Annotated in this window: 22 protein-coding genes; 16 read left to right on the top strand and 6 right to left on the bottom strand. The window is 65.8% G+C overall.

Annotated elements, in window-relative coordinates:
- The first annotated feature begins 24 nt into the window (after positions 1 to 24).
- The 3 genes from lipA to HJ588_RS10395 all read left to right on the top strand — a co-directional run bounded on the left by lipA (position 25) and on the right by HJ588_RS10395 (position 2,547).
- Positions 25 to 1,041 (top strand): lipoyl synthase, encoded by a 1,017-nt coding sequence (gene lipA / locus HJ588_RS10405; RefSeq protein ID WP_171154647.1) that lies wholly within the window; start codon positions 25 to 27, stop codon positions 1,039 to 1,041.
- A 35-nt stretch (positions 1,042 to 1,076) separates the two neighbouring features.
- Positions 1,077 to 1,844, top strand: coding sequence for a DUF4191 domain-containing protein (locus tag HJ588_RS10400; protein ID WP_171154645.1), 768 nt, complete (start codon positions 1,077 to 1,079; stop codon positions 1,842 to 1,844).
- Between the two features lie 166 nt (positions 1,845 to 2,010).
- The gene (locus HJ588_RS10395; protein ID WP_171154643.1) at positions 2,011 to 2,547 is read left to right on the top strand and encodes an OsmC family protein; all 537 of its coding nucleotides are present in this window, start codon (positions 2,011 to 2,013) and stop codon (positions 2,545 to 2,547) included.
- Positions 2,548 to 2,554: 7 nt separating this feature from the next.
- On the opposite strand, the gene HJ588_RS10390 is transcribed toward HJ588_RS10395, so the two are convergent.
- Positions 2,555 to 3,028, bottom strand: a complete 474-nt coding sequence (locus HJ588_RS10390; protein ID WP_171155644.1) for an RDD family protein — start codon at positions 3,026 to 3,028, stop codon at positions 2,555 to 2,557.
- 220 nt (positions 3,029 to 3,248) lie between these two features.
- Between HJ588_RS10390 and glnA the strand changes: the two genes are divergently transcribed.
- The 4 genes from glnA (at position 3,249) to HJ588_RS10370 (ending at position 9,507) form a co-directional block, all read left to right on the top strand.
- Positions 3,249 to 4,673 (top strand): type I glutamate--ammonia ligase, encoded by a 1,425-nt coding sequence (glnA, locus tag HJ588_RS10385; protein ID WP_171154641.1) that lies wholly within the window; start codon positions 3,249 to 3,251, stop codon positions 4,671 to 4,673.
- 563 nt (positions 4,674 to 5,236) lie between these two features.
- On the top strand, positions 5,237 to 7,360 hold the full coding sequence (locus HJ588_RS10380; RefSeq protein WP_171154639.1) for a GmrSD restriction endonuclease domain-containing protein: 2,124 nt from the start codon (positions 5,237 to 5,239) through the stop codon (positions 7,358 to 7,360).
- A 154-nt stretch (positions 7,361 to 7,514) separates the two neighbouring features.
- The gene (locus HJ588_RS10375; protein ID WP_171154637.1) at positions 7,515 to 9,050 is read left to right on the top strand and encodes an APC family permease; all 1,536 of its coding nucleotides are present in this window, start codon (positions 7,515 to 7,517) and stop codon (positions 9,048 to 9,050) included.
- 34 nt (positions 9,051 to 9,084) lie between these two features.
- Positions 9,085 to 9,507, top strand: coding sequence for a pyridoxamine 5'-phosphate oxidase family protein (locus tag HJ588_RS10370; protein ID WP_171154635.1), 423 nt, complete (start codon positions 9,085 to 9,087; stop codon positions 9,505 to 9,507).
- A 16-nt stretch (positions 9,508 to 9,523) separates the two neighbouring features.
- Here the strand turns inward: HJ588_RS10370 and HJ588_RS10365 are convergent, their stop codons facing one another.
- Positions 9,524 to 10,240: a PaaX domain-containing protein, C- domain protein gene (locus HJ588_RS10365; RefSeq protein ID WP_212755400.1), complete on the bottom strand. Its 717-nt coding sequence runs from the start codon at positions 10,238 to 10,240 to the stop codon at positions 9,524 to 9,526.
- A 96-nt stretch (positions 10,241 to 10,336) separates the two neighbouring features.
- Here HJ588_RS10365 and HJ588_RS10360 point away from each other — a divergent pair, with 96 nt between their 5' ends.
- Positions 10,337 to 11,170, top strand: coding sequence for an SDR family oxidoreductase (locus HJ588_RS10360; RefSeq protein ID WP_171154633.1), 834 nt, complete (start codon positions 10,337 to 10,339; stop codon positions 11,168 to 11,170).
- Here HJ588_RS10360 and HJ588_RS10355 read toward each other — a convergent pair whose 3' ends face one another.
- Together HJ588_RS10355 and HJ588_RS10350 are read right to left on the bottom strand one after the other, a co-directional pair.
- On the bottom strand, positions 11,171 to 11,575 hold the full coding sequence (locus HJ588_RS10355) for a nuclear transport factor 2 family protein (protein ID WP_171154631.1): 405 nt from the start codon (positions 11,573 to 11,575) through the stop codon (positions 11,171 to 11,173). It lies immediately after the preceding gene.
- Positions 11,576 to 11,609: 34 nt separating this feature from the next.
- Entirely contained in the window at positions 11,610 to 12,200 is a 591-nt protein-coding gene (locus HJ588_RS10350; protein WP_212755398.1) for a TetR/AcrR family transcriptional regulator, read from the bottom strand.
- 43 nt (positions 12,201 to 12,243) lie between these two features.
- Between HJ588_RS10350 and HJ588_RS10345 the strand changes: the two genes are divergently transcribed.
- The 5 genes from HJ588_RS10345 (at position 12,244) to HJ588_RS10330 (ending at position 16,197) form a co-directional block, all read left to right on the top strand.
- Entirely contained in the window at positions 12,244 to 13,452 is a 1,209-nt protein-coding gene (locus HJ588_RS10345; RefSeq protein ID WP_171154629.1) for an oxygenase MpaB family protein, read from the top strand.
- 65 nt (positions 13,453 to 13,517) lie between these two features.
- Positions 13,518 to 13,838 carry a nucleotide pyrophosphohydrolase gene (locus tag HJ588_RS10340; RefSeq protein WP_171154627.1) on the top strand — a complete coding sequence of 107 codons (321 nt, stop codon included), beginning with the start codon at positions 13,518 to 13,520 and terminating at the stop codon, positions 13,836 to 13,838.
- Positions 13,825 to 15,156, top strand: a complete 1,332-nt coding sequence (locus tag HJ588_RS10335; protein WP_343036666.1) for a DUF2075 domain-containing protein — start codon at positions 13,825 to 13,827, stop codon at positions 15,154 to 15,156. The genes HJ588_RS10340 and HJ588_RS10335 overlap by 14 nt, the downstream gene beginning before the upstream one ends.
- Complete coding sequence (locus HJ588_RS20250) at positions 15,101 to 15,526, top strand: DNA/RNA helicase domain-containing protein (RefSeq protein ID WP_343036695.1); 426 nt, start codon at positions 15,101 to 15,103, stop codon at positions 15,524 to 15,526. Before HJ588_RS10335 ends, HJ588_RS20250 begins: the two co-directional genes overlap by 56 nt.
- Before the next feature lie 269 nt (positions 15,527 to 15,795).
- A complete protein-coding gene (locus HJ588_RS10330; RefSeq protein WP_171154624.1) occupies positions 15,796 to 16,197 on the top strand; it encodes a YccF domain-containing protein in 402 nt (133 codons plus the stop codon).
- A 5-nt stretch (positions 16,198 to 16,202) separates the two neighbouring features.
- Here HJ588_RS10330 and HJ588_RS10325 read toward each other — a convergent pair whose 3' ends face one another.
- Positions 16,203 to 16,679 carry an SRPBCC family protein gene (locus HJ588_RS10325; protein WP_171154621.1) on the bottom strand — a complete coding sequence of 159 codons (477 nt, stop codon included), beginning with the start codon at positions 16,677 to 16,679 and terminating at the stop codon, positions 16,203 to 16,205.
- Between the two features lie 52 nt (positions 16,680 to 16,731).
- Between HJ588_RS10325 and HJ588_RS10320 the strand changes: the two genes are divergently transcribed.
- Complete coding sequence (locus tag HJ588_RS10320) at positions 16,732 to 17,502, top strand: metalloregulator ArsR/SmtB family transcription factor (protein ID WP_171154618.1); 771 nt, start codon at positions 16,732 to 16,734, stop codon at positions 17,500 to 17,502.
- Here HJ588_RS10320 and ppc read toward each other — a convergent pair whose 3' ends face one another.
- The gene (gene ppc / locus HJ588_RS10315) at positions 17,503 to 20,274 is read right to left on the bottom strand and encodes a phosphoenolpyruvate carboxylase (RefSeq protein ID WP_246241799.1); all 2,772 of its coding nucleotides are present in this window, start codon (positions 20,272 to 20,274) and stop codon (positions 17,503 to 17,505) included.
- A 139-nt stretch (positions 20,275 to 20,413) separates the two neighbouring features.
- Between ppc and HJ588_RS10310 the strand changes: the two genes are divergently transcribed.
- Positions 20,414 to 20,716: a hypothetical protein gene (locus HJ588_RS10310; protein ID WP_171154614.1), complete on the top strand. Its 303-nt coding sequence runs from the start codon at positions 20,414 to 20,416 to the stop codon at positions 20,714 to 20,716.
- A 23-nt stretch (positions 20,717 to 20,739) separates the two neighbouring features.
- Complete coding sequence (locus HJ588_RS10305) at positions 20,740 to 21,012, top strand: DUF4031 domain-containing protein (RefSeq protein ID WP_171154612.1); 273 nt, start codon at positions 20,740 to 20,742, stop codon at positions 21,010 to 21,012.
- Positions 21,013 to 21,020: the final 8 nt, after the last annotated feature.

Here is a 21,020-nt window from a genome sequence, read left to right as displayed (position 1 = left end):
CCGGGACGGACGTAGCCTGGTGTGGTGACTGTCGCACCCGAGGGACGCAAGATGCTACGGGTCGAGGCGCGCAACGCCGAGACGCCGATCGAGCGCAAGCCCAGCTGGATCCGCACCACCGCCAAGATGGGCCCGGCATACACCGGCCTGCACCAGTTGGTGAAGGGCCAGGGGCTGCACACCGTCTGCCAGGAGGCGGGCTGTCCCAACATCTTCGAGTGCTGGGAGGACCGCGAGGCGACCTTCCTCATCGGCGGTGACATCTGCACGCGGCGCTGCGACTTCTGCGACATCGCCACCGGGCGCCCGACGGCGCTGGACCTCGACGAGCCGCGGCGCGTCGCGGAGTCGATCGCGACGATGAACCTGCGCTACTGCACCGTGACCGGCGTCGCGCGCGACGACCAGCCGGACGGCGCGGCCGGCCTCTATGCCGAGACGATCCGGCAGATCCACGAGCTCAACCCCAACACCGGCGTGGAGATCCTGCCGCCCGACTTCGGCGCCAAGCCCGAGCTGGTCGGCCAGGTCTTCGAGGCACGACCGGAGGTGTTCGCGCACAACCTGGAGACGGTCCCGCGCATCTTCCGGCGCATCCGCCCGGCGTTCACCTACGAGAAGTCGCTCAAGGTGCTGACCATGGCCAAGGAGGCGGGCCTGGTCACCAAGTCCAACCTGATCCTCGGCATGGGCGAGGAGGACCACGAGGTCGAGCAGGCGCTGCGCGACCTGCACGAGGCCGGGTGCGACATCCTCACGATCACGCAGTATCTCCGCCCGTCGCCGCTGCACCACCCGATCGACCGGTGGGTCAAGCCGGAGGAATTCGTGCGCTGGGCCGACACCGCCGGCGAGCTCGGCTTCCTCGGCGTGATGGCGGGGCCGCTGGTGCGTTCGTCATACCGCGCGGGCAAGCTGTATGCCGGGGCGATGGCCAAGCTGGGGCGCGAGCTGCCGGCCAACCTGCAGCACCTCGCGGCCGCCGCGGACGCGCCGGCGCGCCAGGAGGCGGCCGCGCTCGTGGAGCGCACAGCCGGTTGACACCGGCGGGTCATCGCTGACCTATCCTGAGGGGTATGTCGAGCGCGCCCGAACCCGCCAAGAAGTCACGTTTCTCGCGTCAGCCGAAGGACCCGAACAACCCGGGCCGATTGTCGCAGTTCGCGACGCTCTGGAAGGCGTCGATCAAGCAGAACCCGCTCATCCCGCTGTGGATGGCGGCGGCGTTCATCGTGGTCTTCCTGGTCGTCACCTTCCTGCTGCACCTGATCTTCGACAGCTACATCTACACCGGGATCATCGGCATCATCTTCGGTCTGCTGGCGGCGCTGATCGTCTTCGGCAGGCTGGCCGAGCGGGCGGCATACGGCGCTCTGGACGGCCAGGCCGGTGGCACGAGCGCGGTGCTGCAGGGGCTGCGCCGCGGCTGGTACTACGAGCAGGAGCCGGTCGCCGCGGAGGCCGGGCGCGCGCGCAAGATGAGCGAACTGTCAAACGCCGCAATGGTTTTCCGGGCCGTCGGCAAGCCGGGCGTGGTGCTGATCGGCGAGGGACCGTCGGGCGCGGCCCGCAAGCTGCTGGAGTCCGAGCGCAAGCGGGTCAGCCGGGTCGCGGGCGCGGAGGTGCCGGTGCACCTGCTGCGCGTCGGTGCCGGTGACGACACCGTGAAGGTCGGCGAGCTCACCAAGACGATGAACAAGCTCGACAAGAAGCTGACCGACGCCGAGGTGCAGGCGGTCAACAAGCGGCTGCGCGCGCTCGGCGCCACCAAGCCGCCGATCCCCAAGGGCATGGACCCGCGCAACGCGCCGCGGATGGACCGCAAGGCGCTGCGCGGACGCTGAGCCGGAGCGCAGCACCGGGTCAGCGGCCGCTGCCAACCAGCAAGGACGCTGAGCCGGGCGCAGCGGTCGGTGACAGGCCTCGTCCACCAGGTGGACGGGGCCTTTTGCCGACCTGGTGCATAACGTTTGCTTTGTACATCAATAACTTCGCTTCTAGGAGTGCCGCATGACCTCGCAGACCGTCGACGCCGCCACCGACCGCGCAGCACGTCTCACCGAGGCCGGTCAGGGCTGGTCGGACCGCATCGCCGCCGACCCGGACAACGCCAAGCTCACCTACGCGGTGCGCGGCGTCGGCGACGGCAGCGTCGCCACCGAGTTGACGGCGGGCAAGCACACCTTCCGGGTCGACGAGCCGGCCGCGCTGGCCGGCGACGACTCCGCCGCCAGCCCGGTCGAATACGCGCTCGGCGCACTGATCTCCTGCCAGGTCGTGGTCTACCGGCTCTTCGCCCAGCAGCTCGGCATCCAGCTGGACGACGTCGCGATCGCGGCCGAGGGGGACCTCGACGTGCGCGGACTGTTCGGGATCGACGAGAGCGTGCGGCCGGGGTTCTCCGCCATACGGCTCGAGGTGGAGCTGACCGGCCCGGAGCCGCAGGAGCGCTATGACGAGCTGGAGGCTGCGGTGCACCAGCACTGCCCGGTGCTGGACCTGTTTGCCAACCCGACGCCGGTGACCACGACCGTGCGCACGCGCTGAGGCGACCTCAGCGGGTCCGGCGGATGATGGTGCCGGCGAGCCGGTCGTGCATGCCGCGGCCGTCCTTGTCCCACACGACCGCCGGTATGACAAGGCACAGCAGCACGCTGCGGATCAGCGCGGGCAGCGGTCCCGTCGCGGCGCCGGTGACCTTCGAGACGTGCAGCCCGACGATGCGGTGGCCGACGGTCGAACCGAGCGTGCCGATCAGCACGACGTTCTCGACCAGGAAGACCGCGAGCGGCGCCCAACCGCCGCGGCCCTGCCCGCCGAGGCGATAGCCGAGAAATGCGGCGGCGATGAGCGAGCAGAGCAGCCAGTCGATCAGCAGGGCGACAACACGCGGGCCCAGCCGGCCGATCGAGCCCGGGCCGTCCTGCGGGAGGCCGAGCGCTTCGCCGGGATAGCCGGTCGCGTTTGGGTTGCCCGCCTGGTTGCTGGCTGCGTTGCCCGCTGGGCTGCCCGACCGATCACTGCTCACCACGGCGACCAGCCTAAGCGGGGCGCCGGACCTCCATCATGTGGGCGTCGCCCGGCCGGGCGGGACCGACTCGGCATACTGATGCACGGCCACCGAGGCGCCGGCGCACGTAACACGGGCGAAACCTATGGGTGATGGTCGGGAAACGGTGCGCGCCTACGCTCGCGGCTGACGCAGGGCACTGATGCCGGCTGCGTGCTTTCCGATCGATGGAGGTTTCATGTTCAACACCGCCGATGAGGTCTTGAAGTACATCAAGGACGAGGACATCGAGTTCGTGGATGTCCGCTTCTGTGACCTCCCAGGGGTGATGCAGCACTTCAACGTCCCGGCCGCCAGCCTGGACGAGGATGCGCTCAAGGAAGGCGCGATGTTCGACGGTTCGTCGATCCGCGGCTTCCAGGCGATCCACGAGTCGGACATGAAGCTGATTGCCGACCCGACGACGGCGTTCCTCGACCCGTTCCGCAAGCACAAGACCCTGATCCTCAACTTTTCGATCGTGGATCCCTTTACCGGAGAGCCGTATTCGCGTGACCCGCGGAACATCGCCGCCAAGGCGCAGGCCTACCTGAAGTCGACGGGTATCGCCGACACGGCCTACTTCGGGCCGGAGGCGGAGTTCTACATCTTCGACGACATCCGCTTCGAGACGAAGGCGAATGCCGGCTACTACTACATCGACTCGGTCGAGGGCGCGTGGAACACCGGCCGCGACGAGGAGGGCGGCAACCTCGGTTACAAGCCGCGCTACAAGGGCGGCTACTTCCCGGTCTCCCCCGTCGACCACTTCGCCGACCTGCGTGACGACATCGTCACCAACCTGCACGAGGTCGGCCTCAACGTCGAGCGCGCGCACCACGAGGTGGGCACCGCCGGCCAGCAGGAGATCAACTACACCTTCTCGACGCTGCTCGGCGCCGGCGACGACATCATGAAGTTCAAGTACATCGTCAAGAACACGGTGTTCGAGAACGGCAAGACCGCGACGTTCATGCCGAAGCCGCTGTTCGGTGACAACGGTTCGGGCATGCACACCCACCAGTCGCTGTGGAAGGACGGCGAGCCGCTGTTCTTCGACGAGAAGGGGTATGGCGGCCTCTCCGACATCGCCCGCTGGTACATCGGTGGTCTGCTCAAGCACGCCCCGTCGCTGCTGGCCTTCACCAACCCGACGGTCAACTCCTACCACCGGCTGGTGCCGGGCTACGAGGCGCCGGTCAACCTGGTCTACTCGGCGCGCAACCGCTCGGCGTGCATCCGCATCCCGATCGCGGGCACCTCGCCGAAGGCCAAGCGCATCGAGTTCCGCATCCCCGACCCGAGCGCCAACCCCTACCTGTGCTTCGCGGCGCAGCTGATGGCGGGCCTGGACGGGATCAAGAACCGCATCGAGCCGCCGGAGCCGGTCGACAAGGACCTCTACGAGCTGCCGCCGGAGGAGCACGCGAACATCGCGCAGGTGCCCGACTCGCTGCCGGCCGTGCTCGACGCGCTCGAGGCCGACCACGACTTCCTCACCGAGGGCGACGTCTTCACCGAGGACCTCATCGAGACCTGGATCGACTACAAGCGCACCAACGAGGTCGACCCGCTGCGGTTCCGTCCGCACCCGCACGAGTTTGAGTTGTACTACGACATTTAGTCCCGTGCAGCGTAGGTTGCGGGCGAAGCGACGAAGGAGCGCAGCCCGCGGCCGGAGCGGAACGGGTCGAAATGTCGTCAACAACACGACATCTGAGGAGTGAGGCGGAGGTTGGCGGCGTCGCGAAGCAGCCGCCGGCCGCAGCCGAGCCCCGCAGGATGTCGTCAAACGGGCACGACATTTAGTCCGGTGCAGCGTAGGTTGCGGGCGAAGCGACGAAGGAGCGCAGCGCGCGGCCGGAGCGGAACGGGTCGAAATGTCGTCAACGAATACGACATCTGAGGAGTGAGGCGGAGGTTGGCGGCGTCGCGAAGCAGCCGCCGGCCGCAGCCGAGCCCCGCAGGATGTCGTCAACAACACGACATCTGATCCCGAGTGACGGCTCCCTCGCCGGTTGACGCCCCGATCGGGCCGTCGCTCGGTGATCCAGCCGTCACTCGCGGACCAGGAATGGTCGGAGCCTTTCCTATCTCCCGCTCCGCGTGTCAGCACTGCGCCGCCCACCTCCAACGACTTGCGTCGATGCTGCCGATTCTGACCCACGATAGGGAAGTATCTAGAGGGTGGAGACCTTCAAGCGGACGCCGCTACAGCTATTCAACCTGCCGCAGCACTTCGTGATCCCTCTGTTCCAGCGTCCCTACGTCTGGAGGGAAAACGAGCAGTGGGAGCCACTATGGAACGATATCCGTCGAATCGCGGAGTTACGGATCGCCGAGCCACACCTCCACGCGACCCACTTCCTCGGGGCCGTCGTCATCCAATCTCACGAGGCGCAAAGCAAGCGCTTGACGACCTGGAACGTGATCGACGGCCAGCAGCGTCTGACGACCTTGCAGATTCTTGCGGATGCGACCGCCGCCCTGCTGGCCGAATCGGACCAAGCCCGGCTCGCGGCTCAGCTTGAACGTCTCACCCACAATGACGAGATCTACATCGAGGAAAGCGACAGCCGCCTCAAGGTACGCCACCTCAACAACGACCGGGCAGCCTTCGATGAGGTGATGTCTGCAGAGGCGCCAGTGGACCACGGCACCCTGGCACACGCCGGCTCGCAAGTCGTAGCTGCACATGCCTATTTTTCGACAGTGGTCGAGCAGTGGCTTGGCACAACGGATTCGGAGGAGTATGTCGCCAAGGCCAAGGAACTGACCACGGTCCTGCTCGATGGTCTCCAGTTGGTCTCGATCGAGTTGGAGGCTTCTGAGAACTCGCAAGAGATCTTTGAGACTCTCAACGCTCGCGGCACCCCGCTCACCGCCGCCGACCTCGTGCGCAACTTCGTCTTCCAACGCCTAGAAGCAGAAGGTGGCGACACGACCAAGGCCTACCACGAGGACTGGCCTTTCGAGACCAAGTTTTGGATGAAGGAGGTTAGCGTCGGCCGAAATCTCGTCAGCCGAAGCTCGCTGTTCCTCAACCAGTGGCTTGTGGCGCGCACCGGAGAGGAAGTAAGTCCACAGGCGACCTTCACCCGATTCAAGTCTTACGTCGAACTCGAATCCGACCACACAATGGCGGACCTGCTGCCGGTCATCAAACAGCAAGCGCAGCAGTACGAGGCGTGGACCGAGGCTGCTGCCCGTCCAGGTGGGAGCCTCAGCGCTGTCGAAATGGCCGTGTACCGGATGCAGGTCAGCGGTGTGGAGATCCTCAAACCGCTGCTCATATTCCTCCATGAGCCCGGACGCAATCTGTCCGAGGCGACGGTCTCCGCCATCGTCACCGCCGCCGAAAGTTGGGTGGTGCGTCGCCAGCTCCTTCGTCTGGCGGGCGGCGATCTTGGTCGTATCGTGGCTGACATCATCGCGGCCAACACCAACACTCCTGACGATCGCCTCGTCGAGCGCATCACGGCTCATCTCGCCCGACTTAAGGTGACGAGTACGTATTGGCCAGGCGACGAGGAAGTTCTTAGAACCCTCGCAACTGAGGCCGTCTACACGCGATTCCCACGAGGTCGCCTCCGCATGTTCCTCGAAGCAATCGAGGACAGCTATCGCGCTGAGACCGGGCAGCCGCAACTGGAGCGAAAGGGGTACCCGATCGAACACCTCCTTCCACGGAGCTGGAAGGACACGTGGCCGACCGCAACCCCAGAGGAAGCAGATGAACGTCAGGCGCGAGTACATCGGCTCGGCAATCTCACGCTGTTGACCACGTCCCTCAACTCGAAGGTCTCGAACGGCTCTTGGCCCTCCAAGCGGTCTGCGCTGCAGGATCACAACACCATTACCCTTACCGGCCGGGTCATTAAGCGAACCGAGCACCAGCCCTGGGGCGAGGAGCTGATCGATGAGCGCACCGCTGAGCTGATCGCCCGGATACTTCGTGTGTGGCCAGTTCCCGATGGCCACCACGGCAAGGTCATCGACCCGCAGACCAAGGCCGGCGACTGGGTCGAACTGAAACATTTGATCGGCGCCGGCCTACTGGCAGCGGGCGACAAGCTGTTTGCGACTCATCGAGACTTCAAGGGCGCCGAGGCCACGCTAACCGCTGACGGTGCAATCGAGCTAAACGGCAAGCGCTACACCACGCCGTCCGCCGCTGGACACTCACTTCGTAAAAGCGCAACCAACGGGTGGTACTTCTGGGCTGTGGCCGACGGACGTCGGCTTAGGGATGTTCGGACAGAGTTTCAGAACTCTGTGCCAGCTGATGAACCTGCGGCGTCCGCTGAGTGAGCCAGCGCCGGCCGTTGCGTGATCACGTACTCGTGACCACGCAACCGCTGCCGAAGTCGTGGCACCGGGGCCGGACTGCGGCAATGCGCTTCTCTGCAGACTGACACGGTCCTACGTCTCCCGCTCGGCGCATAGTTCCCCTACTGTCAGGGAAATGGGAGTTCTACGAACGCTCGTCCGCACGAAGGACGTCGACACCGTCATACATCAGAATGACGAGGGCGAGAGCCACGGTGGGGGCCTGTCGAAGACCCTGACCGCCCGGGATCTGATGGGTTTCGGGATCGGCATCGTGATCGGCACCGGCATCTTCACCCTGACCGGCGTCGAGGCGAAAAACCAGGCCGGCCCGGCGATCGTGGTGTCGTTCGCGATCGCGGGCATCATCAGCATGATGGCGGCGCTGTGTTACGCCGAGGTCGCGTCCGCGGTGCCGACCGCGGGCAGCTCCTACACCTACGCCTACACCACGATCGGGGAGATCTTCGCCTGGATCATCGCGTGGGACCTGGTGCTCGAATTCGCTTTGGGCGCAGCGGTGGTCGCCCGCGGCTGGTCCGGTTATCTCCAGAGCGCATTAGGCCTGCACGGGTCGTTCTGGGACAGCATCATGGGCGAAGGATCCACGGTCAATCTCGGCGCCGTCTTCATCGTGCTGGTGCTGGGCAGCGTTGCGGCGGTGGGGATTCGGGAGGCCAAGTGGGTCACCAACGCGTTGGTGGTCACGAAGGTCGCGGTGTGCCTCTTCGTGATCGTCGCCGGCCTGTTCTTTCTGAAGATGTCCAACCTGACGCCGTTCTTCCCGAAGGCGGTGCCCACCGAGGGCGGCGGCGAGGAGCTGAAACAGCCGCTGTGGCAGTGGGTTTCGGGCGTCCAACCGTCCGCGTTCGGGATCGCCGGTGTGCTCGTCGCGGCAGCCGTGGTGTTCTTCGCCTACAGCGGGTTCGAGGCGGTCGCCAACCTCGGCGAGGAGACCAAGAACCCGGGCAAGGACATGCCGCGTGGCCTGATCGGGACGCTGCTGATCTGCACATTCCTTTATCTCGCAGTGAGTTTCGTGATCACCGGCATGGTGAAGTACACCAACCTCGACGAGGGCGCCCCGATCTCGGAGGCGTTCAAACCGCACATCGGCATCGCCGGGTTCCTCATCGGGCTGGCCGCTGTCTGCGGCCTGAGCTCGGTGATCCTGGTGGACATCGTCGCGATGGGCCGCATCGGCTACGCGTTGTCGCGGGACGGCCTGGTGCCGGAGTCCGTGGGCCGGGCCCACCCGAAGTTCCGCACGCCGTTCCTGCTGACCGTCGGTACGACGATCGTGGTCGCCGTCATCGCGGCCTTCGTCACGCTCGCGACCCTCGCCGAAATGGTCAGCATCGGCACGCTTTTCGCGTTCGTGGTGGTCGCGATCGCGGTGGCGGTGCTGCGTCGCACCAAACCGCGCATGGAGCGACCGTTCCGCACACCGCAGGTGCCGTTGCTGCCGATCGTCACCGCGCTGTGCTGCTTCGGCCTGATGGCGAGCCTCGCCGTCGAGACCTGGCTGCGTTTCCTGGTGTGGCTGGTGATCGGGTTGGTTGTCTACTTCGCCTACGGCCGCAAGCACTCCAAGCTGGCGATGGGCAGCCGCGGTCGCATACCGGGGCTGCACGGAAGCGTGCCGCTGGACAAGGCCGACGGCAACTCGTAACCGGGCGGCCACCTCGTCGTGTGAGGCTGGAAGCATGGCACTTTCACCGGACACGCGTCAGCAGTTCCTCGCCGCACCTCACGTCGCCGCGCTCGGGGTGGCCGAACCCGGTCGCGCACCGCTCGTCGTGCCGATCTGGTACGGCTACCAACCGGGCGGGCAGCCATGGATTCTGACTGAGGAAAACTCCCGGAAAGGTAAGGCCATCAAGGCTGCCGGCCGATTCAGCCTCATGGTCGACACGGTCACGCCACGCACCATGTACGTGTCCGTGGAGGGCTCGGTCGCGTCGATCGAGGCGGCCGGGCAACAGGAGAATGCCGACCTGGCGGCGCGTTACCTGACCGGTGCCGAGCTCGACGGCTATCTCGCAGCATCACAGGCGATGACCGGCCTGGTCGTCATACGGCTCCGGCCGGAACACTGGGTCTCAGCCGACCTGACCGTGCAGGTATGACGAATCGCCGCCCGGCTCAACGGTTGCGGCCGAGATTGCCGACCCAGCTGCGGTAGTCGGCATAGCGCACGGACAGCGCCTCGACGGGCCAGTCGGTCGGCAGCAACTCTGCCGGCAGCAGCGGATCACTCTGCAGGTGACGCACGGCGGCCACCATCGTGCGAAAGCGACTCGGCTCGTCGGTGGTCTCGTCGAGGGCCTCCACGAACGCGCGGCCGGCAGCCGCCCAGCCGTCGAGGTCCCAGAGACGCGCGGCGAGGGCCGCACTGTCCGACGTGGGCCGCGCCTCGAAGCAGGTCGACACCTGCAACAGGCGCTGCGGCCATTCGCGCCGGAGATTGGCGGGGCGGGTCCAGACACCTTCACGCAGCTCGGCGACGCGCTGCCGTTGCATCTCGCGGCGCAGGGCGGTGCGGTCGGCGGCGCTACGCCCGGAAGTGGTGACGATCGCGAGCTCCCAGGTGCCGCGCCAGCGGCGCTGCACGGGCGGTTCGACGTCGCGCTGCCGATGCAACAAGCGCTCCGACAGCGTGTAGGAACTCTCGTCCCGGATCAGATCTCCCGCCGCCACCATCCGGGTGAGCGCGACCCTCGTGGTCGGCTCCGAGATGCCGAAAAGCTCCATGGCAGCGATGATTTCGCGTGTGCTGAGGCTCGGCGGGTGCAGCGCCAGCAGCAGACTCAGCACCGCCGAACGGGCCGAGATCGCAGGCACGAGTGAGCTGTCCACCACCAGAAGGACGCTACACGGATTTCGCATTACAGTCTTGTGCCAACTGATTGGCGAGTGTAATTTCGTCGGCATCTGCACCCGACCGAGCGAGGCATCATGTCCGAAACCGATCTGAGCGGCCGCACCATCCTGATGTCGGGCGGCAGCCGTGGCATCGGCTTGGCGATCGCCGTCGCAGCCGCTCGGCAGGGCGCCAATGTCGCCATACTCGCCAAGACCGACGAGCCGGATCCGCGCCTGCCGGGGACGGTGCACACGGCCGCGGCCGAGATCAACGAGGCCGGCGGCACCGGCCTGGCGATCGTCGGGGACGTGCGCGACGAGGAGAGCGTGAAGGCCGCAGTGCAGCAGACCGTCGACCGGTTCGGCGGGATCGACATCGTGGTCAACAATGCGTCGGCGATCGCGTTGCAGCCGACGGAATCGTTGCCCATCAAGCGTTTTGACCTGATGACGGGCATCCAGCTGCGGGGCACCTACCTGCTGACCAGCACCGCGCTCCCCCACCTGCGCACGGCCGACAACCCGCACATCCTGTCGCTCTCGCCGCCGCTCAACCTCAACCCGAAGTGGCTGGGCGCGCACCCGGCATACACCCTCGCGAAGTACGGCATGACGATGCTGACGCTGGGATGGGCGGCGGAGTATGCCGATGTCCCGGTGGCCGCGAACTGCCTGTGGCCGGAGACGTTGATCGCGACCGCCGCCGTGCAGAACCTGCTCGGCGGGGACGAGGCGATGGCGAAGGCCCGCACACCGGAAATCGTCGCGGACGCGGCGATGGAGATCCTCAACAAGACGGCCGGCGAGTGCAGCGGCAACGCCTTCATCGACGTCGACGTGTTGCGCGAGGCGGGCGTCACCGACCTGTCGAAGTACGGGCCGACCGAAGGCCTCGAACGCGACATCTTCCTCGACGAGGCAGAGTAGTCAACGGTTTTCGGGCGTCTTCGCCGCTGCCGCCTGGATCGCCTCGAACCGCTCGCCCATCCGTTCGGCGAGCGCCTGCGCGCCCTTGAGCGGCCGCACCATCACCATGAAGTCGTCGATCTTGCCGGCCGCGTCGTAGTGCAGGAAGTCGCATCCGGTGAGCTGCAACCCGTCGACCTTGGCTTCGAAGACGAGCGCATGGTCGGCGCCACCGTCGTCGCGGATCTCCCGCACGTAACGGAAGTCCTCGAAGACCTCCACCACTGCGCGCAGGATCGCGCTGGTGATGGCCTTCCCCGCATACGGCTTGAAGGCGACGGGACTGCGAAAGACGACTTCGTCGGCCAGCATCGCCTCGACTGCGTCGAGGTCGCGGGTTTCGATGGCCTCGCGGAAGGTTGGCATGTGTGGACTTCCTTGATCTGTAGGGGTTATCAACTTACGCAGCCGGGGCGACATACCGCTCGGCGAGCGCGGTCAATTCGTCGACGACCTTGTCGCGCGGGATCGGTGGCTGATCGAGCACCCAGCGCACCGCGAGTCCCTCCATGCCCGCGACGATCACCCACGCCTTGGTCGCGATGCGACCCTGCACGTCGGGCCGGACACTCAGGTATGCCGTGACGAGCTCCTCGATGCGGCGGCGCAGCGCGAGGCGCCGGTCGGTGAGCCGGCGCGCCGGGATCTCCTCGACGACCACACGAAGCAAATGCGAGTCGCGTTCGAGCGCGCCGAGCAACGCGTCGATCGTGTTGCGCACCAGGCGATCCGGCGGGTCGTCGAAGCGGTCGGCGAGCGAGGCCGAGACGCGCTCGGCGACCTCGTCCCAGTAGCGGTCGAGGACGACGGCGAGCAGCTCGTCCTTGTCGTGGAAGTACTGGTAGAGCGAGCCAGGGCTGACGTCAGCGGTGTCGGCGACCCGGTTGGTGGCGAAGCCCGCGTAACCGTCGCGGATCAGGACATCGCGCCCGGCGCTCACGATGCGCTCGACCATCTGGCGGGAACGCTCCTGCCTCGGTTTCTTTCGCATACGCGAATTGTATGCGAGTAATTATTCGCGTTAGAAACTTCGCATGAGTCAGACCGTGCTTTCCGCGCCGCCGGCCCGCTTCCGCCAGAACGAAGCCCGCGGGCGCGCGATCGCGAAACCCCTGCTGCGCGCAACCGGCATATCCCCGGAAGTCGATGAGCGATTGATGCAGCGATTGGGAATGGCGTTGCTCGAGCGCGACGAGCTGGGCGCCGCGGTGGCGGAGGCGATGCAGCTGCCGCCGGGTGACCCCGATCGGGTGACCCACGCCCAACTCGCAGCCGCCCTGGACGCCGCACCGGAGGTGTCCGACGACACGCCACCCGCACTGCGGGCCTTTCTGTCCCTCGCCATGGAGGCGCCCGAGTGGGTGGATTGGGCGCGCATCGAGCGCGGCGCTGCGGCATACGGCTATCTGGGGCGCACCGCGCATGACGTCCTGCTCAACCTTTCCCTCATCGGCGGTTACCGCTTCGGCGGCCCGGCAGACCTGCTGGTGCTCACCGGTGGACTGGCCGGCGACAACACGTTGCGCCGCCTGGCCGAGAGTGAGCAGTGGACCAATGCAGCGACGACGCCAGGCGGCATGCGGGTCGGCGCCGAAGGCTGGCGCCTGACCTTGCACGTGCGTGTCATGCACGCGCTGGTCAACATGCGATTCGAAAAGCGTTGGGAAACTGCGCGATTCGGCCTGCCGATCAACCAGGCGGACCAGGCGGGCACGCTGGGACTGTTCGACGCGACGGTCATCCTCGGCTGCCAGATGCTGGGGGTGCCGGTGAGCCGGCAACAGCGCGACGACCTGATGCATCTCTGGCGCTACATCGGCTGGCTGATGGGAGTAGACCCCGACTTCCTCACCGACGACGAGCAAGAGCGGCACCGGATCAACTACCACGTGCTCCTCACTGCCGGCGACCAGACACCGGCCGGTCAGGAGCTCGCGCGGCTCACCCTCGACACCCAGGCACAGCGCAACTACGGGCATGCCAACCCGCGCCTGGAGCACTGGCATCAGCGCTATGCGCGCGCCCGCGCACACAGCCTGCTGAGCGCGGTGGTCGGCAAGCAGAGCATGCGCGAGCTGGCTATGCCAATGCGACCGCCATGGGCGGCCGTCGCTGCGGTTGTTGGGAATTCGCTGCGCTACCGCACTCTCAGCGCTCTCCCCGGCGGCCGGCGTCGGCTCGAGACGCGCGGGAGGCGGGTCCAGGACCAGATCCTCGCCGGGTCGCTCGCTAGCCATCACTGATGAACGCAGAAGGCTGCGCCGTGCGTCGATCGCCACGTGCCGGGTCCGCTCGCTAACCTGCACTCATGGCAGACCGTCGTGCCCTTGACGCGTTACGCTCCTTGGTCGCCGAGCGCGAGTGGGCCCAGTTTCATACTCCAGAAAGCCTCTCCAAGAGCATATGCATCGAAGCGGGGGAATTGCTCGAATGTTTCCAATGGAACCCGCACGGCGATCTCGCCGATGCCGCTGATGAACTGGCCGACGTACTTACCTATTGCTACCTGCTCGCCGATCTGCTGAACCAGGACCCGGAAGCATTGATTCTCAAGAAGCTGGAGACGACAAGGGTGAAGTACCCGTTGGATCGCGCCAGGGGACGTAGCAACAGGTATGACCAGCTTTGAAATTGTAAAGGTGCCGATGTCTGCTTCGCACATCAAGGTCATGGCCGAAGCGGACGGTCGGTTCAGCAATTGGCCAGTCGTCTATACATTGGAGGGGGCGGACGAAATCTACGTCGGCGAGTCGTTAAACGCCACAATGCGACTACATCGACACCTCGGGGATATTCTCAAGCAAGATCCCCCGAACGCGAGAGTCATTGTCGACGACACCTTCAACAAATCTGCTTGTCTCGATTTAGAGTCGCTTCTGATAAAACTCTTCGCCGGAGATGGAAGATTCGAAGTACTCAATCGAAATGCGGGCATTTCGGAATCCGAATACTACGATCGGGATTCCTACCGGAAAACGTTCGAGGAGATATTCGACCACCTTCGCAATGAGGGCCTTTTTTCTCAATCAATCCGGGAGATCACAAACAGCAACCTCTTCAAACTTTCGCCCTTTAAGAATCTCTCGGAAGACCAATTGACTATCGTCGTGGACCTCTTGGATGGGATCATCGAAGATGTCGAACGAAATACCGGAAGCCAATCAATAGTGCAGGGCGCCCCGGGCAGCGGAAAGACCGTGCTAGCAATCTTCCTCATCAAAATGCTGGTCGATATCGGGAACTACGACGGCGTCCTTCCTATCGATGACGACTCATTCTTCGTCGACTACTTCTTGGGTGACACACCTGCACTGCTACACGACCTGAAGATTGGCTTGGTAATCCCACAGCAGTCTCTACGCCGTACGGTTCAAGATGTCTTCCGGGATACTCCCGGGCTAGCTTCTGCGATGGTGCTGTCGCCATTCAATGTCGGAGAGTACCCCGAGATGTTCGACTTACTCATCGTCGACGAGGCCCATCGCCTCACCCAGCGCGCATCCCAAGGGTCGGGACCACAGAACCACAGATTCGCCCAGATCGTCCGGGACCTTTTCGGAGACGACGATTTGACGAAGACTCAGCTAGATTGGATTGTGCAAAAGAGCCGCAGTCAGATCCTGCTGCTTGATCAGGGACAGACTGTACGACCCGCAGATTTGTCTACCAAAGCAATCCAAGACGTGATCGGGGGCGCTGACTACCGCCACCAGCTTGCGTCTCAGCACCGCGTCCGCGCAGGCGAGGATTACGTCAGATATGTACGTGGCATATTCGATGGACGAACCACCGGTCCGCGCGATTTCGGAAGTTACGATCTTCGCTTCTTCGACCACCTAGGCGCAATGCGCGCCGAAATCTCCAAGAGAAACGACGAAGTGGGCTTATCGGCTGGTAGCAGGTTATGCATGGAACTGGGCCAGCAAAAGAGACAGGACTGCATATGATATCGAGCTTGACGGACTGAAGCTACGGTGGAACACAACGCCTGTCGACTGGATAAATTCACCGAACTCAGTCGATGAAGTCGGTTCTATCCACACCGTGCAGGGTTACGATTTGGATTACGTGGGCGTCATCATTGGCCCAGACCTGTATCATGACACGACAACTGATAGGCTGGCATTCGACAGAAGCAGCTACGCAGATCGGAATGGCAAAGCCAACAACAATCAGTTGGGCATCCAATACTCCGATGACGACCTACTCCAGTACGTGAAGAATATCTACACGGTTCTGCTCACTCGCGGGATCGAGGGCACCTATGTCTACGTCGTGGACCGGCCATTGCGCGAGCGGCTACGCCGTTTTTTTTGATGTGAGTGACGCATAGAGGTCGCGACAGGTCGCCCGTCAGCGGTGGGGTCGTCCTTTCCAGCACGTAATGTCGGGCGCAGCACCGGCGGTCAGAAGAGCACCAGCACGCCGGTGGCGACGAGGCTGACCCGCACCTTGAGCCCGGCCTGCCGACGTGGTGAGCCTGAATGATCACACGACGACGGCTCCCGCGAGCAGGAAGACCTCGGGCCACGGGAAAGAGCGCGCCGCCTCAGCTCGGTCAACCGGTCGTCGGTCAGAATGGACTCATGCGCACGCTGCTGAACCTCATCTGGCTGATCCTCTGCGGGTTCTGGATGGCCGTCGGCTACGCGATCGCGGGAGTCATCTGCTGCATCCTGATCATCACCATCCCGTTCGGGATCGCATCGTTCCGGATGGCCAACTACGCGCTCTGGCCATTCGGTCGCACGGTCGTGCGTGACCCACGGGCCGGCGCGGCGTCGTTGATCGGCAACATCCTCTGGTTCATCTTCGCCGGCTGGTGGCTGGCGATCGGGCACATCGTCACCGGCATCGCGCTCTGCCTGACGATCATCGGCATCCCGCTCGGCATCGCCAGCTTCAAGATGGTGCCGATCTCGTTGCTGCCGCTGGGGGCCGAGATCGTGCCGGCGCGCCACGCGGACCTCGCCGCCTATCAGCGCTGACAGACCTAGGCGGACTCCCCCACGACGCGCGCGAGGTTCTCGAGTTCGTTCTTGCGCCCCTCGAGCAGGCGCTGCGTCCAGACCTCGTCGTGCAGCGGCTCGACCAGCATCACGACCTGCGTGCCGCCGTCCACGGGGGTGAGCGTGACCTCGGTGCCGAACTCATAGGTGTCGTGGTCGGGCACAAAGTCGACCACCGACTGGTAGGCCAGCGTGCGCGGCTCGTCGACCTGCGTGAATCGCTTGTATGACGTTGTTGCCAGCGGCATTCCGGCCGACTTCATGAAGTCCACCGCCTCCGGCGCAGTCGCCGTCATCACGTACTTGAGCTCACCACCCTCGCGCAGGTCGAGCGTCTCGACCTCGGTGGTGAATCCGTCCGGTGCCCACCAGGAGGCGATGCCCTCGGGGGTCGTCCAGAGGCGCCAGATCGTCGCCGGGTCAGTGGGATAGGTCCGCTCGATGCGGTGCTGTGTGGTCATGATCACAAGATATTCCTCTTGAAGAATATGTGTCAACAGGCACACTTACCCCATGGATAACGCCGTCCTCGCCGCGTTGGGAGAGCCGAACCGTCGGCGCATCGTGGAGTTGCTTGCCAAGGGCCCACGCACGGTCGGCGACATCGCGAGCACCCTCGACCTGCGGCAACCGCAGGTCACCAAGCACCTGCAGACCCTCGCCGGAGCGGGCCTGGTCGATCTGCACACTCTCGGACGTCGTCGCATCTGTGCTCTGCGGCGAGGCACATTCGACGAAATCGCCTCGTGGGCCACACAACTCGCCATGTATGACGAGGACGACCACAACCTGACCCGCTACCGCGAGGCAATCGACTCCGCCGACGCCAGCCCGGTGCACCTACGGCGCCTCGTGGACGCCACCCCGGAGCGCGTGTGGGCGGCCTTCACCGACCCGACGCTCGCCGCCCTCTGGTGGCACCCGCGCCATTTCACCGTCGCGAGCTTCCACTTCGGCGCGAAGCCCGGCGGGCGGGTCGCGCTCGTGCTCCGGGAAGCGGACGGAGCCGAACACACGGCGACCGGCAAGGTCGCCGCACTGCACAAGCCCGAACGCCTCGTCTTCACCATGAATCCGCACGGACCCGACGGCGAGGAGCTGTTCAGCGCCTCCCACGACGTCGGGCTTACCGAGACCGCATCAGGCACCGAAATCGCCCTGACGATAACGGTTTCCGACGTACGCCGGGGCGCCGGGGCCGCGCTCGGCGGCCTCGGCGTCGGTTGGTCGCAGCTGCTGGACAACCTCGCGGCCCGGGCAGCAGCCGGGGCGCTGGAGGGCTGATCAGCCGGAGTTGCGCAAGGCCGTCGCGAGACCGTTCATCGTGAGCAGGATGCCGCGCTGCACCTGCGGGTCCTCGTCACCCGAGCGATAACGACGCAACAGCTCGATCTGCAGGTGGTTGAGCGGTTCTAGGTAGGGGAACCGGTTGAACACCGACCGCTTCAGCGCGGCGTTGTCCCACAGCAGATCCTCGTGACCGGTGACCCGCGCGAACATCCGCAAGGTGCGAGCGTGTTCGTCGGTGATCTTGCCGAAGACGCGCTCCCGCAGCGCCTCGTCCTCGACCAGACGCGAATAACGTTCTGCGATACCGAGATCCGACTTGGCCATCACCTGCGCCAGGTTGGACATGACCGTCTGGAAGAACGGCCACCGCTCATACCAGTCCCGCAGCTGCGACAGGCGCTGCTCATCGTCGCCGACCCACTTCTCGAGCGCGGCGCCAGTGCCGTACCAGCCGGGCAGCATGACCCGCGACAACGACCACGACATCACCCACGGTATGGCGCGCAGGTCGCTGATCTCCTTGGTCTGCTTGCGGGAGGCCGGCCGCGACCCGATGTTCATCGCACCGATCTCCCCCACCGGCGTGGCGGTGGTGAAGTACTCGACGAAGCCGTCGGTGCGGTGCACCAGATCGGCATAGGCCTCCCTTGCGAGAGAAGCGATTTCGTCCAGCGCGGCATACGCCTCCGCGGTCTCCTCCCCCAGCCCCTCGACGTCCAGCAGCGACGACTCGAGCGTCGCCGCGAGCAACGACTCGAGGTTGCGCGTGGCGAGCGGCGGCTCGGCATACTTCGCCGCGATGATCTCGCCCTGCTCGGTCAGCCGCAGCGAGCCCCGCACGGCGCCCGGCGGCTGCGCCAGGATCGCCCAATAACTCGGGCCGCCACCTCGTCCGACGGTGCCACCGCGACCGTGGAAGAGCCGCAGCCGGATGTCGCCCTCGCGAGCTGCCTCGACCAGCTCGAGCTCGGCACGGTAGAGCGCCCAGTTGGCAGCCAGGTAGCCGCCGTCCTTGTTGGAGTCGCTGTAGCCGAGCATCACCTCCTGCAGGCCGCCCTTGGAGTCGACCAGCTGGCGGTATGCCGGCACGGCCAGCGCCGACCGCAACGTGGTGGCCGAAACCTGAAGATCCTCAATGGTTTCGAAGAGCGGCACGATGTTCACCGACGACGTCGCGCCTTCGTCTCCCACCCCGGGGTCGAGCAGGCCGGCCTCCTTCAGCAGCACGGCGCACTCCAGCATGTCGGACACGGAAGTGCACATGCTGATCACATAGTTGGGCACGGCCTCCGGGCCGAAGGTGCGCACCGCTTGGGCGGCCGCCGCGGTGATCGCCAGCTCCTTGGCGGTCTGCTCGGAGAAGTCCGCGCCCGGCCCCACAAGCGGGCGCCGGTTGGCCAGCTCCGCGGTCAGCAGCTCGACCCGGGCGTCCTCGTCGAGCGACAGATAGTCGGGGTGCACGCCGGCCCACGCGAACAACTCGGCAATCGTCGTCTCGTGCACGTCGGAGTTTTGCCGAAGGTCGAGCCCGTAGAGGTGAAAACCGAACGTGCGCACGGCTTCTCGCAGTCCGAGCAGTCGGTCGTCGGCGATCAGCGCACCCGATCCGGCGCGCAGCGTGTCGTCGATGACGTCCAGGTCGGCGAGCAGCTCCTCCGGAGTGGCGTATGCCGGGGCGCCCTCCACCGAAACGGCCGCCTGGAACCAGTCGTCGAAGAACTCGCTGTGCGTCGCGGACAGCCGACCGCGGATCCAGCGGATGGCCTGCCGGAACGGCTCGTCGTCGCGCTCGTCGGCGGCGTTGTTGCCGGCCAGCGCGACCAGCTCGGGAGACGTCGGCGTCATACGGACCGAGAACGAGAACTCGTGCTCGAGCGCGTCCAGCTCGGTCAGGTAGTGCTGCAACGCGACCTGCGCGGCCCGGCCACTCGCGGTCGCGACGACCGACGCATCGACATTGGGATTGCCGTCGCGGTCCCCGCCGATCCACGAACCTGGCCGCAGCACAGGCTGATTCGCGACCTCGGCCGACGGGTAGCGCCCCCGCAACTCGTCACGGACCTGCGCATTGAGTTTTGGCATCACTTCGAAGAGCGACGCGTCGAACCACCGCAGCCCGACCTCGATCTCGTCGGTGATCCGCACCCGCTGCAGCCGCACCAGCGCGGTGTGCCACAACGTCAGGATCTGCAGCCGGATCTCGCGCAGCGCAGCAGCTTCCTCCGCGTCGGTGAAGGTGACGCGTTCCCGCTCGCGCATCACTTCCTTGATGCGCGACTGGGTCTGGAAGACCGTGCGCCGGCGGGTCTCGGTCGGGTGCGCGGTGATCACCGGCACGACCGACGCGCCGGTCAATGCGTCACGCACCTCGTCGTCACCGAGCCGTGCGTCGTCCAACTTGCGGAAGGTCGCGGCGAGCGAACCGTCCGGTGCGGGCTCCCCCGCCCGCACGTGCATCACCCGGCGCCGCTCCCGGTGCAGATCCTCGGCGAGGTTGGCCAGCAACGCGAAGAGTGTGAAGGCGCGGACGACGTGCATGGCCCGTTTGGTCGGCAACCCGTCGAAGATCGAGGCGAAGTCCTCGCGGTCCTCCTCCTGCCGGCGCACCGCGAAGGCGCGCGTGCGCGCCTCCTCGACCAGGTCGAGCACGTCCTCGCCCTCCTGCTCGGCGATGACGTCGCCGAGGATGCCGCCGAGCAGGCGGATGTCCTCGCGCAGCGGCTCGGAGGCCGCGCGTCCCTCTTCGGTCACGTCGAAAGTCAGCATGCGATCGAGCATGCGTTCAAGCATGACGGCTCGATGGTCGCCGCGTGCGCGGACGACTGCCGCGTGAGACAACTCACCGGTAACCCCTGCGCCCGCGTTCGCCCACTGGTCGGGCGCCCAACCGGTAGCGTCGCCGCCTGTGACAGCTGACGCACAGACGACCCTTTCGGTGACCGTGGAACCCCAGGGCCTCTTGTCCCGGCTCGGGGCGCAGCCGGTGGTGCGGGTCGACAGCCGCGAACACCCTGCGCGCTGGGGCGAGCCGGTGACGCTCGCCGTCCAGCCCGGCGACCACCGCGCCAAGGCGTTCTACCGCTATCGCGGGTCCAAGCGGGAGATCGCTCCCGCCGGCCGCACCATCGCCGTGGGAGCCGGCGAGCACGTCCGCCTCGTCGCGCGCGTGGACGGCGATGACGGCGCGCCGACCCTGCGCCGGGTCTGAGCACAGTCCCTACAATCCGTCGGGTGACGATCCTGATCGACCCGCCGTTCTGGCCGGCCCACGGCCGGTTGTGGTCGCACCTCGTCAGCGACTCGTCATACGACGAACTGCACGACTTCGCAGGGCGACTCGGCATCCCGCGGCGAGGTTTCGACCACGACCACTACGACATCCCGCAGGAGCGGTATGACGACGTGGTCGCGGCCGGCGCGGTCCCGGTCAAGGGCACGGAGCTGATCCGGCGGCTCATCGCCAGCGGCCTGCGCGTGCCCGAACGCGATCGCCGCGACCACTGACGAGCGCG

The sequence above is a fragment of the Flexivirga aerilata genome, from assembly GCF_013002715.1.
GTDB lineage: Bacteria > Actinomycetota > Actinomycetes > Actinomycetales > Dermatophilaceae > Flexivirga > Flexivirga aerilata.
The sequence above is the reverse complement of the archived record's forward strand: the minus strand, read 5'-3'. Positions and strand labels throughout refer to the sequence as shown.